The organism is Dokdonia sp. LLG6352-1, assembly GCF_045055815.1.
In the GTDB taxonomy this organism is placed as follows: Bacteria; Bacteroidota; Bacteroidia; order Flavobacteriales; family Flavobacteriaceae; genus Dokdonia; species Dokdonia donghaensis.
In genome coordinates this window covers 473625-488735 of sequence record NZ_CP159329.1, presented here as the reverse complement: position 1 = coordinate 488735, position 15111 = coordinate 473625, and the positions used below count along the sequence as shown (strand labels likewise).

Annotated in this window: 16 protein-coding genes; 14 read left to right on the top strand and 2 right to left on the bottom strand. The window is 40.2% G+C overall.

Features of this window, described 5'->3' with window-relative positions; all coding sequences use genetic code 11:
• Positions 1-11: 11 nt before the first annotated feature.
• Together ABVM49_RS02270 and ABVM49_RS02265 are read right to left on the bottom strand one after the other, a co-directional pair.
• Positions 12-323, bottom strand: a complete 312-nt coding sequence (locus ABVM49_RS02270) for a rhodanese-like domain-containing protein (protein ID WP_405202850.1) — start codon at positions 321-323, stop codon at positions 12-14.
• A 3-nt stretch (positions 324-326) separates the two neighbouring features.
• Positions 327-2054, bottom strand: a complete 1728-nt coding sequence (locus ABVM49_RS02265) for an aromatic amino acid hydroxylase (protein ID WP_405202848.1) — start codon at positions 2052-2054, stop codon at positions 327-329.
• Positions 2055-2404: 350 nt separating this feature from the next.
• On the opposite strand from ABVM49_RS02265, the gene ABVM49_RS02260 reads away from it, so the two are divergent.
• The 14 genes from ABVM49_RS02260 to paaZ all read left to right on the top strand — a co-directional run bounded on the left by ABVM49_RS02260 (position 2405) and on the right by paaZ (position 15081).
• Positions 2405-3004, top strand: coding sequence for a hypothetical protein (locus tag ABVM49_RS02260; RefSeq protein WP_405202846.1), 600 nt, complete (start codon positions 2405-2407; stop codon positions 3002-3004).
• A gap of 126 nt (positions 3005-3130) precedes the next feature.
• Positions 3131-3709 carry a TetR/AcrR family transcriptional regulator gene (locus tag ABVM49_RS02255; protein ID WP_405202845.1) on the top strand — a complete coding sequence of 193 codons (579 nt, stop codon included), beginning with the start codon at positions 3131-3133 and terminating at the stop codon, positions 3707-3709.
• Between the two features lie 138 nt (positions 3710-3847).
• A complete protein-coding gene (gene paaE / locus ABVM49_RS02250; RefSeq protein ID WP_405202844.1) occupies positions 3848-4921 on the top strand; it encodes a 1,2-phenylacetyl-CoA epoxidase subunit PaaE in 1074 nt (357 codons plus the stop codon).
• Between the two features lie 35 nt (positions 4922-4956).
• Positions 4957-5919 (top strand): 1,2-phenylacetyl-CoA epoxidase subunit PaaA, encoded by a 963-nt coding sequence (paaA, locus tag ABVM49_RS02245; RefSeq protein ID WP_038599233.1) that lies wholly within the window; start codon positions 4957-4959, stop codon positions 5917-5919.
• A 1-nt stretch (position 5920) separates the two neighbouring features.
• Positions 5921-6205, top strand: coding sequence for a 1,2-phenylacetyl-CoA epoxidase subunit PaaB (gene paaB / locus ABVM49_RS02240; RefSeq protein ID WP_035327289.1), 285 nt, complete (start codon positions 5921-5923; stop codon positions 6203-6205).
• A 94-nt stretch (positions 6206-6299) separates the two neighbouring features.
• On the top strand, positions 6300-7055 hold the full coding sequence (paaC, locus tag ABVM49_RS02235) for a 1,2-phenylacetyl-CoA epoxidase subunit PaaC (protein ID WP_405202841.1): 756 nt from the start codon (positions 6300-6302) through the stop codon (positions 7053-7055).
• Between the two features lie 89 nt (positions 7056-7144).
• Positions 7145-7645, top strand: coding sequence for a 1,2-phenylacetyl-CoA epoxidase subunit PaaD (gene paaD / locus ABVM49_RS02230; RefSeq protein WP_405202840.1), 501 nt, complete (start codon positions 7145-7147; stop codon positions 7643-7645).
• A gap of 28 nt (positions 7646-7673) precedes the next feature.
• Positions 7674-8453, top strand: a complete 780-nt coding sequence (locus ABVM49_RS02225) for an enoyl-CoA hydratase-related protein (protein WP_405202839.1) — start codon at positions 7674-7676, stop codon at positions 8451-8453.
• A 63-nt stretch (positions 8454-8516) separates the two neighbouring features.
• Positions 8517-8876 carry a four helix bundle protein gene (locus tag ABVM49_RS02220; protein WP_405202837.1) on the top strand — a complete coding sequence of 120 codons (360 nt, stop codon included), beginning with the start codon at positions 8517-8519 and terminating at the stop codon, positions 8874-8876.
• Between the two features lie 88 nt (positions 8877-8964).
• A complete protein-coding gene (locus ABVM49_RS02215; RefSeq protein WP_405202836.1) occupies positions 8965-10149 on the top strand; it encodes a 3-hydroxyacyl-CoA dehydrogenase NAD-binding domain-containing protein in 1185 nt (394 codons plus the stop codon).
• A gap of 13 nt (positions 10150-10162) precedes the next feature.
• Positions 10163-10573, top strand: coding sequence for a PaaI family thioesterase (locus ABVM49_RS02210; protein WP_038599247.1), 411 nt, complete (start codon positions 10163-10165; stop codon positions 10571-10573).
• A gap of 54 nt (positions 10574-10627) precedes the next feature.
• A complete protein-coding gene (gene pcaF / locus ABVM49_RS02205) occupies positions 10628-11842 on the top strand; it encodes a 3-oxoadipyl-CoA thiolase (protein ID WP_405202835.1) in 1215 nt (404 codons plus the stop codon).
• A gap of 17 nt (positions 11843-11859) precedes the next feature.
• Entirely contained in the window at positions 11860-12462 is a 603-nt protein-coding gene (locus tag ABVM49_RS02200) for a short chain dehydrogenase (RefSeq protein ID WP_405202834.1), read from the top strand.
• An 81-nt stretch (positions 12463-12543) separates the two neighbouring features.
• The gene (gene paaZ, locus ABVM49_RS02195; RefSeq protein ID WP_405202833.1) at positions 12544-15081 is read left to right on the top strand and encodes a phenylacetic acid degradation bifunctional protein PaaZ; all 2538 of its coding nucleotides are present in this window, start codon (positions 12544-12546) and stop codon (positions 15079-15081) included.
• Positions 15082-15111: the final 30 nt, after the last annotated feature.

Below are 15111 nucleotides of genomic sequence, written 5' to 3'. Positions count from 1 at the left end.
GTAAAAAAGGGTTATTCATTCATTGTCTTATAAGCACTCATCCAGGCACCTCCATTCATAGCTTCAACACCTTTTGACCTAAGGACGGCTGCGGCTGTAGCACTGCGGCCACCGCTGGCACAAACGCATATTACAGGTTTGTTCCATTTTTTAATCGTTGCGGCTTGGACGGCTATGTTTTGCACAGGTATGTGCTTTGAGCCTGGTATGGCGCCGCTATCATACTCGGCTTTTGAGCGCACGTCTATAATAATACCATCGCGAGAGATGTACTCATTAAGCTTATCCTTTTTATTACCAAAAAGCTTACTTAAAAATCCCATAGTTTACTGTATTAATTCTAGGCCATTTGTGATGAGGTGTGCTACCTTCTCTTTGTGTTTTTGCACCTCTTTAAGATGTGCGAGTACGGTGGTGTCTTTTGTGAGTTCATAAATTTCTAAGGCACATAACCAGTCTTGTGGGTAGTCTTTTTGTAAGCTTGTAAATACCTCAAGAAGTGCTTCTTTGTCTATTTGATTGCTTTCTCTTTGTAATCGTACTTGCTGGTAAAGTCTGTTAAGCGTGTCTTCTTTTTCTGAGAGCGTAGGTTTTACCGTATTAGTCTCTGCTACGTGTGTAATGAGATTAAAAGATAAGAAGTCTGCCGCTCCGGCAAAGGCAGAGACGATTTGTGAGCCTATCACTAGGTCAAAGTCTCCCATAGATGGGTCGTGTAAAATTTTGTCACCATAAGTTACCGTACAATCTGTAAACTGTATAAGCATTAACTGCCCACCTAGGTTGCGCATCCCAGTAACATTTAACCCGCTTACGGTAATACCACTTTCATATTCAAAAGAGATAGGCTTACCATCATAAAAGTCATAAGCTTTTAAGTCTCTTGGCCCCATATTTTCTATAGAGAGATTTATGCCCTTAAGCTTACCTAAAGGAGAGCTAAAACCGTTCTTGTAACGGTTTACTCCGTGGCCTATAAGTTCTTTCTCTCTATAAGAAAGTGCTGTTTCACCTTGAGTAGCAAAGTAAACGACCTCATTATCGTCATTTTGAATCATCTCTGTAAATATGCCACTTACTTGCAAACCTGTGTTGAGTTCTAGTGTACCTATTTGCTTTGATTCTATGAGTTTTTTCAGTCCACGCCAGCCACCTTTACGTACTGCCATTGTACCTGCAAATTCTTCTAAGACTTGCATTAGGTATGCAAAGTCTGGTGTGACAAAGAGTTGAGGTTGCGGTTTTGTAATGTCAAATTCTTGGTATGCAGCATCTATCGAGTAAGGTATTTTCTTTACCTCGTCTGTCATACACCAGGTGCTCTCTCCTATAGAAGATAGTAATCCTGCTCCGTATATTTTTGGGTTTTCTACAGTACCTACCATTCCATACTCTACCGTCCACCAGTGTAGGTTGCGTATAAGTGCAATTTCAGAAGGCTGTACCTCTTTGTTTTGTAACTGTTCTACACTTCTTTGGGCGGCATCTATCGCTTCTTGAGTGATGCCATCTGCCTCTTTAAGAATAGATAGTGTACGTACAGCTTCATACATTTCCATATCGTGGGCACTAGAGATGGCTTTTGCACCTATCTCTCCAAATCTTCTTAAGTACTCTGCATAGTCTGGACTTGCAATAATAGGCGCGTGCCCGGCTCCCTCGTGTATGATGTCTGGCGCAGGGGTGTACTCTATGTTTTCTAGCTGACGTATATCACTTGCAATGACAAGCACTTTGTATGCTTGAAACTCCATAAAGGCATTTGGTGGTATAAAACCATCTACCGCTACGGCTGCCCATCCTATTTCTTTAAGGATACGATTCATCCCGTACATAGAAGGGATGTTATCTATAGAGATACCGGTTTTTTCTAACCCCATTACATAGCTCTCGTGGGCTACTTTACTTAGATAGTCTACGTTTTTGCGCATCACATATCGCCATACGGCTTGATTTATGGGCGTGTACTGCTCATAATCTTGTGCTTTGATATATTGTTTTAAGTGCGGCGGAAGCCTGTCTAATAGAGGATTACTCTCAACGTTTGTATGCATAGTGTAAAATTAATTCATAAGTCGTGGTTGTCCTCATATAATTTCAAGATTTGTTTCATAATTGTAGGTAGTGTTGTTGCACTTTATCGCTTTGCTCTCCCTTAGGTTGTGAATCTCATAAGTTCGCTTTCGCGAAAGCGTTATAAAGCCCATTAGCCCCGTTTTTAGAATAAGTAGTATCATAAGTACTCGTTAATATTTGGAAAAATTATGCTAATGCTCAAGCGTTTGTTAAGAGACGGTAGGGTTATGTTAAGGATGTCTCCAGACTTTAGCATAGGCTTATAACTATATATTTTATGTAGCCTCGATGTCCTTATACATTTGTATCAAACAAAAAATATAAGACTATGAAGAAGACAATAATCACATCGTTATTTGCAATTGCAATAGCAACAGGAATACAAGCACAAACCGAAACAATGGCAGTAAATAATACGCCAGTTGAGATGAACGGTACCCAAGATGATATAAATGAGACAGGCGTGGTAGGGATAAGCGGCTGGACAAGTTTTAATGAGTTGAGCTCACAGATGTATAAACTTAAAGGAGCAAATTACTTTAATACTATTAAAATGATACGCGCTATGGAGCCTACAGTGATGTCTTTAGAAGCTACAAAGCCTATGTGGATGGACACAGAAGAGATTAATGAAGATGTAGCAGATTTTAAGAAAGAGTATATGGAACTCACTACAGAGATGAGTGTAGACAATGATGAGTTCAGAGAAAATCTTGAGGAAATCTCAGAGCAGTATGAAGATTTAAGAGAAGAAGCAATGGAAACTTTTATTAACTACCGTAAGACCGTGATGGATGGTAATAAAGAGTATAAAGAAGAAATCGAAAAAAACCGTTCTAAAATGATGAACGGCAAAGATGGTCAAGAAGAATATAAAGAGGAGACTAAGAACCTCAAGAAGATACGTGATGGTAAAACAAAGCAATAGTATTGAATTGATATAAGAGTAAAGCCACCCGTTAAGGGTGGCTTTTTTTATGTTGAGTGGGTAATAATCTGGCTGTAATAGGTAAGATGTTTTTACAGTAAGTCGTTGTGCATTATCTTGCACATAATGAAATCTACTACGCTTACGCGAAAACAAGAAATCTGTATCACAGCCGCTAGACTTTTTAAACAGAAAGGGTATAGCGCTGTAACAATGCGTGATCTCGCTGCAGAGGTAGGTGTAAAAGCGGCAAGTTTATACAATCACATTGCCTCAAAAGAAGAAATACTTAACGAGGTAATAGTAAACATAGCCGAAAGCTTTACCGAAGGCATACAAGACATACGCCTTGCAGATACAAAAGTGGCAGAAAAACTTGAAGCCGTTATAGCTCAGCACGTGCATCTCACGGCAGATAACCCTTATGGAATGGCATCGCTCAATAATGACTGGATGCACCTAGGAGAGGGCAAAGAAAAATATCTTGCCTTACGTAGTAGCTATGAGCAGCACTTTAGAGAAATTATAAAAGAGGGTAAAGCACAAAATGTACTTAAGGATATAGATGAGGAAGTGATTCTCTTTTCAACCTTAGGAACTTTAAGAAATCTCTATCTGTGGATTCCTAAAAAAGCAGATTTACAGCGATCAAAGCTCATCGATTCTCTCTGTGAGACCCTACTTAAAGGGGTGAAAACTGCATAACTCACTCTTTACTTTTATTGAAATACATATCATAAGCCACTATTTTTTAGGGTTAACTTGTTGTGTTTTGGTGGTTTATGTTAAATAGTTGTAATATTAACTAACAATCGTTAGTTTTACATAGTTCTAAACTATACTATGGCACTTTTTCATTCTCTAAGAGTAAAAGATATTTATAAAGAAACCACAGACTGTTCTGTTGTAACCTTTGACGTACCTGTAGATTTCTATCAGGATTTTAGTTTTAATGCAGGGCAGCATTTAACTCTTAAAGCCATCATAAATGGTGAAGATGTAAGACGTTCATATAGTCTCTGTTCTAGTCCGCTAGAGCAGCAGTGGAAGGTAGCTGTAAAGCAAATACCAGGAGGACTCTTTTCTACCTATGTAAATGAAGAGTTGCAAGCCGGAGACACACTAGAGGTAATGGCGCCTAGTGGAAAATTTGGGGTACCTGTAGATACACAAAAGAAAAAAAACTATGTAGCCTTTGCAGCAGGAAGTGGTATAACACCTATGCTGTCTATCATAAAGACACATCTAGCAGCAGAGCCAGACGCGACCTTCAAGCTGTTTTATTTGAACCGCACGGTTAAATCTATTATCTTTAAAGAAGAGGTAGAACAGCTTCGTAATCAATATTTTGGGAGGTTTGAGATATTTTATTTTCTCACAAAAGAGCAACGAGATATCGAGCTTTTTAACGGTAGATTTAATTCAGAAAAATTACAGACGCTTACTAAAACGCTTATCGATGTAAGTAGTACAGATGAGGTTTTTATTTGTGGTCCAGAGGAGATGATTTTCTTAATACGTGATGAGCTAGTAGCGGCAGGTTTAGAAAAAGAAAAAGTACACTACGAACTCTTTGTAACAGGACTCTCAGAAGAAGATAAGAAACGCGCAGCAAGACTGGCAGAGCAAAAGGTAGAAGGTGTTGAGGTTACCATTATAGATGGTGGTAAAGAGTTTCACTTTACTATGACAGATGAGTATGATAATATACTCGACGCGGCACTAGGTGCTGGGGCAGATCTTCCATTTGCTTGTAAAGGTGGGGTGTGTTCTACCTGTAAGTGTAAGGTAGAAGGAGGAAATGTAGAGATGAAAATAAATTATGCGCTAGAAGAAGATGAGGTAGCACAAAACCTAGTATTAAGTTGCCAGGCAGTACCTACAACAGAGCGTGTAAAAGTAAATTTTGATGTTTAAGCTTTCGCGAAAGCGGAAATCTAATACAAATTGCTATGAGTGATAAAGAAGTAAAAAACCTAGAAGATCTTTTTGAGGCCCGCATTGCGCGTGACGAAAAGATAGAGCCAAAAGACTGGATGCCTGAGAAGTATCGTAAAACTCACATACGCCAGATAAGTCAGCACGCACATTCTGAAATTGTAGGAATGCTGCCAGAGGGCAACTGGATCTCACGTGCCCCATCGTTACGTCGTAAAGTGGCGTTACTTGCAAAGGTGCAAGATGAGGCAGGTCACGGTTTATACTTATACTCGGCTTGTGAGACTCTAGGTGTATCGCGTGAGGAGTTATATGAGCAACTACACTCTGGTAAGGCAAAGTACTCTTCTATATTTAATTACCCTACGGTTACCTGGGCAGATATGGGAGCGATAGGCTGGCTAGTAGATGGTGCGGCCATTATAAATCAAGTACCGCTTTGTAGTACTTCTTATGGTCCTTATGCACGAGCGATGATAAGAGTGTGTAAAGAAGAGAGTTTTCACCAGCGTCAAGGGTTTGAGATTATGCTTAAACTCTCAAACGGGTCACAGGAGCAAAAAGATATGGCGCAAGATGCGCTTAATAGATGGTGGTGGCCGTCACTTATGATGTTAGGCCCTACAGATGCAGAGTCTGTGCACACAGCACAGTCTATGAAATGGAAATTAAAGCGTAAGACTAATGACGAGCTACGCCAGCAATTTATAGATCAAACTGTACCGCAAGCAGAGTTGCTAGGACTTACCATACCTGATCCAGATTTAAAATGGAATGAGGAGACGGGACACTACGATTTTGGAGAAATAGACTGGGATGAGTTCTGGCAAGTAGTAAAAGGTCACGGGCCAAGTAATAAAAAGCGTATGAAAGATAGAGTAGGCGCTTGGGAACGTGGTGAGTGGGTACGTGATGCAGCAATGGCACACGCCAAAAAGAAAGAAGAAAGAAAAAATCAAACTAAGAAAGCAGTCTAGTATGAGCAAGAATTGGCCCCTTTGGGAAGTCTTCGTAAGAAGCAAGAACGGATTGGAGCATAGACACTTTGGAAGTCTACGCGCTGCAGATGCTGAAATGGCAATGGAGAACGCGCGCGATGTATACACACGTCGCAGTGAGGGAGTGAGTATATGGGTAGTAGAAAGCAATAATATCACAGCAAGCAATCCAGAAAATAATGGAGAGCTATTTGAACCAGCTGCAGATAAGGTATACCGTCACCCTACATTTTACGATTTGCCAGATGAGGTAAAACATATGTAATAGTGAAATCGAAATTGAAACTCAAAAAATGAAGACATAGACCTAAGATGGTCGATTATAGTTTCAATTTCAGTTTTATTTTTAAAAGTTTATTATGAACAAAGATTTATATAACTACATCATAGGTATTGCAGATAATAGCTTGATACTTGGGCAGCGTCTGGGAGAATTATGTGGTCACGGCCCTAGCCTAGAGACAGATATTGCAGGTACAAACATCTCTTTAGATTTATTTGGACAAGTGCGCAGTTATTTTCAGTATGCGGCACAAGTCTCGGGTGATGATAATGCTACAGAAGATACCCTTGCGTTTTTACGTATAGAGAGAGAGTATAAAAACGTGTTACTCGTAGAGCAACCTAATACAGATTTTGCATACACAATCGTACGTCAGTTTTATTTTGATGCCTTTCATCTCTTATTTCTTAAAGCGTTAGAAACTAGCAAAGATGAGACGCTGGCAGCCATTGCAAAAAAATCTATTAAAGAAGTAAGCTATCACTGGCGTTTCTCATCAGACTGGGTGCGCAGGCTAGGTGACGGTACAGAAGAGAGTCACACTCGTGTTCTTGAGGCTGTAAATGAATTGTGGATGTATACAGATGAGCTTTTTCACCAGACAGAGGCAGATAAGGCTATGATAGCCCAAGGCATAGGAGTAGATACCTTAGCACTTAAAGAGACCTATTATAAAATGATAGGAGACGTGCTTGAAGAAGCTACATTACCTATTCCAGAAAGTAAGTACTGGCACAAGGGAGGTAAGCAAGGAATACATACAGAGCATATGGGATATATACTTTCAGATATGCAATATATGCAACGCACCTACCCAAATATGGAATGGTAGAGAATTATGAACACAGAATATCGAATTTTGAACATCGAAGTATTACTTCGGCGTTTCATATTTGTTATTCTTTATTCAATATTTAAAAATTGATATTAGAAACGCAAAACATACAACCGCATTTGATCTCAGTACTTGAAGGAGTAAGCGATCCAGAGATTCCTGTGTTGTCTATTATGGATATGGGTGTGGTACGTGAGGCAATAGAGCAAGACGGTATTGTACGTGTAAAAATAACACCTACTTACTCCGGTTGCCCTGCAATGGATGTTATAGGAGATGATATTGTTTCCGCTTTCGCGAAAGCGGGAAAAACCGCAAAAATCCAGCTCGTACTCGCTCCGGCCTGGACCACAGACTGGATAACTCCACGTGGTCGAGAGGCACTTGAAAAATACGGTATTGCAGCACCATTATCTCCAGAAGCAGATAAAGAAGCCCTGCTGGGAAATAAGAAGATAGTAAAATGTACCAACTGTGGCTCTACAGAGACACATCTGGTCAGTCAGTTTGGGTCTACCGCCTGTAAAGCATTGTTTAAATGTGATACGTGTCAAGAACCTTTTGACTATTTTAAATGTTTAAAATAATTCCCGCAGCAGCGGGATTCTTTGTTATATGAGTAGTATACAGAAATCAATAGAGAATGGTGTAGCAACGCTCACCTTTAATCGCCCAGAAGTATTTAATAGTTTTAACCGTGAGATGGCATTCTTACTGCAAGATGAGTTAGATGCTTGTAGTAAGGATGCACAAGTAAGAGCCATTGTTCTCACCGGTAGTGGTAAGGCATTTTGTGCTGGTCAAGATTTAAAAGAAATTACAGACCCTGAATTAAATCCAGGGTTTAAGAAAATACTAGAAGAGCATTACAACCCGATTATAGAAAAAATACGAGCGATTGAAAAACCTATCATTGCTGCTGTAAATGGTGTTGCCGCTGGAGCTGGGGCAAATATTGCACTAGCCTGTGATATTGTTATTGCTCACGAGAAGGTAAGTTTTATACAAGCCTTTAGCAAGATAGGCCTTGTGCCAGATAGTGCAGGTACGTTTTTCTTGCCTAGGCTCATAGGTTTTGGTAATGCAAGCGCATTGATGATGCTGGGTGATAAAATATCTGCAACAGAGGCAGAGAAGATGGGTATGATTTATAAGGTGACTACGCTAGACGAGTTTAATAATACTGTAACCACGACTGCAGTGACACTAGCGCAAATGCCTACAAAGGCAATAGGTCTCACCAAGAGATTACTTAATGTATCTATGACTAATAATCTTGAAGATCAACTTGCGCTAGAAGGTAAATTACAAATAGAAGCATCAGAGAGTGAAGATTTTAAAGAAGGTGTAGACGCTTTTGTAAATAAAAGGCGTCCGGTTTTTAAAGGGAAGTAAAGACTGATGAACCGCAGAATATCGAACAAGGAATATAGAAGTATAAATTTGTAGATTGTGTAAATGAAGAGGTTTGATTTAGAACAGAGGCTTATCCAGTTTTCGGTTGAGGTTATAAAAATTTGTAACAAGCTAGATGGTAGCTATGCTTCTCAACATCTGTCAAAACAGCTCATTCGTTCTTCAACTTCTACAGCGTTAAATTATGGTGAAGCACAAGGAGCAGAGTCGCCCAAAGATTTTATTCACAAGATGAAGGTTTGTCTTAAGGAACTCAGGGAGTCATTAGTTAATCTAAAAATACAAAAGGGTGCAGACTTGAGTAAGGATAATAATCCAGTGGATAACTTGATAAAAGAGAATAATGAGCTTGTGTCAATTTTTGTTGCTAGTATTAGAACTTCTCAGGCAAAGAATAGATGATAGGATTTGATTTTTATACGAGTGAGAAAAACTTCTACATTCGATATTCATTAATCGATATTCGGTGTACAAAAAATAAGCATTGTTTATGATAAAAAACATAGGAATTATAGGCGCTGGTACAATGGGTTCTGGCATTGCTCAAGTAGCTGCAACTGCTGGTTGTGCTGTAAAACTCTTTGATGTAAATCAAGAGGCGCTTGATAAAGCAAAGGAAGCACTAGAAAAAGTACTCAAACGTCTTATAGAGAAGGGACGCATAGAGGCCTCAGAAAAAGATAGAATACAAGCTAATATTACATATGTTAACACGCTTAAAGAGTTAGCAAACGCAGATCTTACCATTGAAGCTATTGTAGAAAATCTGGAGGTCAAGAAAAAAGTATTTCAAGAGTTAGAAACCTACGTTTCTGATACAGCGATAATAGCCTCAAACACTTCAAGTCTTTCTATCGCTTCTATTGCAGCATCATTGCAAAATCCAGAGCGTTGCATTGGGATTCACTTTTTTAATCCTGCGCCATTAATGAAGCTTGTTGAGGTGATACCTGCGGTACAAACCTCGCAAAACGTTTTAGACACTTGCGTTGCCGAAATTACACGTTGGAAAAAAGTTGTAGCCATCGCAAAAGATACTCCAGGGTTTATTGTAAACCGCGTTGCACGACCATTTTATGGGGAGGCGTTACGTATGTATGAAGAAGGTGTGGCAAATTTTGCAACCATAGACGCAGCTATGAAAAGTGTGGGAGGTTTCCGTATGGGACCTTTTGAGTTGATGGATTTTATAGGTAACGATGTAAATTATACGGTTACAGAAACCGTGTTTAATGCCTTTTATCAAGATCCAAGGTACAAGCCATCTTTTACCCAACAGCGATATAGCCAGGCGGGATATCTAGGTCGTAAATCGGGACGCGGTTATTATGATTATAAAAATGTGGAGGCAGATAACGCTTTCGCGAAAGCGCCATCACAAGCAGCAACAGCTACTCAAGATAAAGAAGCAATTTTTGAGCGTATTCTTATAATGCTTATTAACGAAGCAGCAGATGCCTTGTTCTGGAATGTAGCAAGTGCCGAAGATATAGACAATGCGATGACCAAAGGGGTAAACTATCCAAAAGGATTACTAGCCTGGGCAGATGAGAAAGGAATAAGCTGGTGTGTACAAAAAATGGATGCTCTGTATGATGAGTATAGAGAAGATAGATACAGATGCAGCCCACTTTTAAGAAGGATGGAAAAAGAGGGAAAACAATTTTTTGCCTAATCTAGATGCTATTATGACTGGAGCGCAAATACCTTATAAAATGTTATCTCAAGACGCATACAGCAGTTGGCTAGGTATTGAGATTATAGAGGCACAAGTAGGTTTTGTAAAAGTGGGGATGACTATACGTAAGGAGATGCTTAACAGTATGGGTAAGGCTCACGGTGGGATAAGTTACTCACTGGCAGATACGGCTTTTGGATTTACTGCAAACACACACGGAAAATATGCCGTGTCTATTGAGACAAGTATAAATCATATAGAAGCTTTAGAAGAAGGAGATTACATCACTGCAGAGGCAACGGTAAACCTCCAGAAAACTAAAGTAGGTTTTAATATTGTTGAAATTAAAAGAGGTGACGAGCTTGTTGCACTTTTTAAAGGGGTAGTATATCGTACTTCAAAAGATTGGGAAATAGATTAAATAATAAAAAAAGAACTTCGATTTCGACTTCGATTTCGACTTCAATTTCAAAATATGGAAGCATATATCATAGACGGAGTTCGTACTCCTATAGGAAATTATAAAGGAACATTAAGTGCTGTGCGCACAGACGATTTGGGAGCGCAAGTGATACGCGAGGTCGTAAGACGTAACCCAAATATCCCAAAAGAAGCATATGACGATGTGATTATGGGGTGTGCAAACCAGGCTGGAGAAGATAACCGTAATGTAGCGCGTATGAGTTTGCTGCTTGCTGGACTACCTTTTACCGTGCCTGGAGAGACGGTAAACCGCTTATGTAGCTCTGGACTTTCGGCCATTTTACACGCAAACCGAGCTATAAAAGCTGGTGACGGAGACCTATTTATCTCTGGTGGTGTAGAAAATATGACACGTGGCCCGTATGTGATGGCAAAGCCTTCTACGGCTTTTGGTGGTGATAGTAAGATGTATGACTCGACTTTTGGGTGGCGTTTTATCAACCCTAAAATGAAAGAGCTATACGGAGTAGATGGAATGGGAACCACTGCCGAAAATCTTGTAGAAAAATATAACATCTCACGTGAAGATCAAGATGCCTTTGCATATCACAGCCAGATGAAAGCTGCAGCTGCTCAAAAAAGTGGCCGTCTAGCAAAGGAAATTGTACCTGTAGAAATCCCACAGCGTAAAAAAGATCCCATCATCTTTAAGGATGACGAATTTATAAAGCCTAATAGTTCAAAGGAAGTGCTTGCAAAGCTTCGTCCAGCTTTTAAAAAGGAGGGCGGAAGCGTAACCGCAGGTAATAGCTCAGGGCTTAATGATGGTGCAGCTGCAACCATTATAGCAAGTGAAGCTGCTGTAAAAAAATATAGCCTTAGACCACTTGCAAGAATTGTAAGTTCTGCTGTGGTGGGGGTCGAGCCACGCATTATGGGAATAGGGCCAGTACAAGCTTCAAACAAGGCGCTTCAAAAAGCCGGTCTTACACTAGAAGATATGGATGTTATAGAACTTAATGAAGCATTTGCCTCACAAGCCCTGGCTTGTATACGTGAGTGGGGACTGGCAGATGATGATGCGAGAATAAACCCTAATGGAGGCTCTATCGCAATAGGGCACCCACTAGGTGTAACAGGGGCGCGTATTGCATATTCGGCGGCTGTAGAGCTTAAAGAACAAGGAAAACGCTATGCACTTGTGACAATGTGTATAGGTGTAGGTCAAGGGTATGCTGCAGTGATAGAAAATATGGCTGTTTCATAATCTAATAATTGAATCATATGAAAATTTTGATAATAGGTGGCAATGGAACTATAGGTAAAACTATAACAGCACACTTTTCTAAAGAAGATGAAGTGATTGTAGCTGGCCGAAGTTCTGGTGATGTCACTGTAGATATAGCATCTGCAGATTCTATCATAAAAATGTTTGAAACTGTAGGTACAGTAGATGCAATTATAAACGTAGCTGGAGATGCAAAGTGGGATACATTTGATAACCTAAGTGAAGAGGATTTTTACATAGGTATTAAAAGTAAAATGATGGGCCAGGTTAATCTTGTGAGATTAGGGAGAAAATATCTTAACGATGGTGGATCCATAACCTTAACAACAGGAATTCTTGCAGATGAGCCTGTGTATATGACTACAAGTGCCGCAATGGTTAATGGAGCAATCCAAAGTTTTGTTATGGCGGTGGCATTAGAGTTAGATCGTGGTTTAAGAGTAAATGTTGTTTCTGCAGACCTGGTAGAAGATGCGTTTGAGAAGTATAAAGATTTCTTCCCAGGTAATACGCCAGTACCTATGGATAAGGTAGTTGGGGGTTACATAAAATCTGTAAAAGGAAAAATTAATGGAGCTGTCATTCGTATACGAGGGTAGACCGCTTTCGCGAAAGCAAAAAAAAGAATAACATCGGCGCTGATATCGATTTCAGTTTCCGATTTCAAAAACGAGCGTTTTATGATTTTAGAATCTTATATAAATGGCCATTGGGTAAAAGGCGATGACAGCAATACACGTAATATGTATGACGCCATCACTGGAGATGTAATAGGTCTCACAAGTACCGAAGGTCTAGATATTGCCAGTGCATTACAATTTGGACGTGATAATGGAAAGGCGTTACGAGATATGACCTTTCAGCAGCGTGGTAATATGATTAAAAAACTGGCGCTTTACCTTAACAAGCGCAAGGAGCAGTTTTATGAGATTAGTTACAAAACCGGAGCAACAAGAGCAGATAGCTGGGTAGATATAGAAGGAGGTTTTGGAAACCTCTTTGCAAATGCTAGCTTGCGTAAGCTCTTTCCAGATCAAAGCTATGCTGTAGAAGGTGATGCAATAGATTTATCAAGAGGAGGGCGTTTTATGGCGCACCATATTTTGGTTCCAAAAAAAGGTGTTGCGGTTCATATTAACGCTTTTAACTTCCCTGTTTGGGGTATGTTAGAAAAATGTGCTGTAAACTGGATGGCAGGTATGCCAGCAGTTGTGTTACCAGCCCCACAAACCGCTTTCTTAACAGAGGCTGTTGTGAGAGAGATTATAAACAGCGGTATATTACCTAAGGGAGCTTTACAATTACTCTCAGGCCTTACAACATCTATACTAGATACCGTAAATAGTCAAGACGTGGTAACCTTTACTGGAAGCGCGCATACTGGTAGAAAGTTAAAAGTACATCCTAGACTTACAGAAGAGAGTGTGCCTTTTACAATGGAGGCAGATAGTCTTAACGCATCAATACTTGGTCCAGACGCTGTACCGGGTACACCAGAGTTTGCTATTTTTATTAAGGAGGTACGTAAAGAGATTACGTCTAAGTGTGGTCAAAAATGTACGGCAATACGCCGTGTGATTGTACCAGAAAACTTGATGGAAGATGTGCAGATTGCTCTAGGCAAACAGCTAGAACGCACGGTTATAGGAGATCCAAAATTGCGTGAGGTAAGAATGGGAGCCCTCATTAATAATGACCAGCGTGATGCTATAAAAACGCAAATTGCCAAAATAGCCCAAACAGCAGATATGGTGTATGGATCTACAGATACCATAGAGGCGATGGGTGCAGACGGAGCAAAGGGTGCTTTTATGAGCCCTATTGTGATGCGTGAAAATAATCCGTTTAAAAATACGCAGGTGCACGAGATTGAAGCCTTTGGCCCTGTAACGACACTTATGCCATATAACGGTGTAGAAGAAGCAATAGAACTCGCCCAGATGGGTAAGGGGTCTCTTGTGAGTAGTGTGGTTACTGCAGATGACGCTTTCGCGAAAGCGTACACCATAGAAGCAGCATCACACCACGGAAGAATATTAACACTTAACCGCGACAGTGCGCCACAAAGTACGGGTCACGGCTCACCATTACCGTTACTGGTACACGGAGGTCCAGGTCGTGCCGGTGGAGGTGAAGAGATGGGAGGAATACGCGGCATAAAACATTATATGCAGCGTTGTGCCGTGCAGGGAAGCCCTACAAGCCTTACTGAAATTACAGGTATCTACCAGCCTAATGGAGATTACAAGGAGGCAGAACAGCATCCTTTTGCATACCATTATGAAGATATTAAACCAGGGATGAGTTTAAAAACTCATAAGCGTACGATTACTGATAATGATATACAGAATTTTGCAAATCTTACCTGGGATCACTTTTATGCACATACTGATATTACCAGTCTAGACGGGAGTATATTTGAGAAAAGAACGGCACACGGTTACTTTATTATTTCGGCTGCTGCAGGATTATTTGTGTACCCTAACAAAGGTCCGGTGAGTGCAAACTATGGACTTGAAGATATTCGTTTCTTGAGACCGTTATATCACAATGATACCATATATGTGCGCCTTACCTGTAAGGAAAAGCGTGAGAGAGATGTGAGCGGTAGGGAACACCCTAGCGGTATTGTAAAATGGTATGTTGAGGTGTTTGACGCAGAGCCAGTAGACTATGAAAATGGAAAGACAGATGAAGAGGCTGAAGCGCTAGTAGCAGTGGCGACCATCCTTACAATGGTAGAAAAGAAACAAACTACCTTTGTTGAGATGACAGAGAGTCGCATTGATACTTGTCTCTCAAAACTTAATGAAGATACAAAGCCAGCCTGGGGAACAATGACGCCACGACAAATGGTAGAGCACCTTGAGTTAACCTACCGTATAGCCGCTGGTGAAATACAAGATTTTGAAGTGGCCACACCAGAAAAAGTAATTGATAAGGTAGCGGCAACACTCTGGGATTATAATAAAATGCCTAGAGATTACAACTTCCCGCTATATGAAGCAGGAATTCAACCGGCTTTACAACACAAAGACCTAGATGAAGCAAAAAAAGCGATGCTAGAAGCAAGAAAGACATATCTAGATTTTTACAAGAAGAATAAAAAGGCAACGACTAACAATGCAGTCTTTGGCAAGCTTAACAAATATGAGTGGTACTTAATGGAGCGCAAGCATCTTAATCACCACTTTGAACAATTTAACCTTATAGATTAATAAACGTATTGCCTGTAATTTTTACAAGCA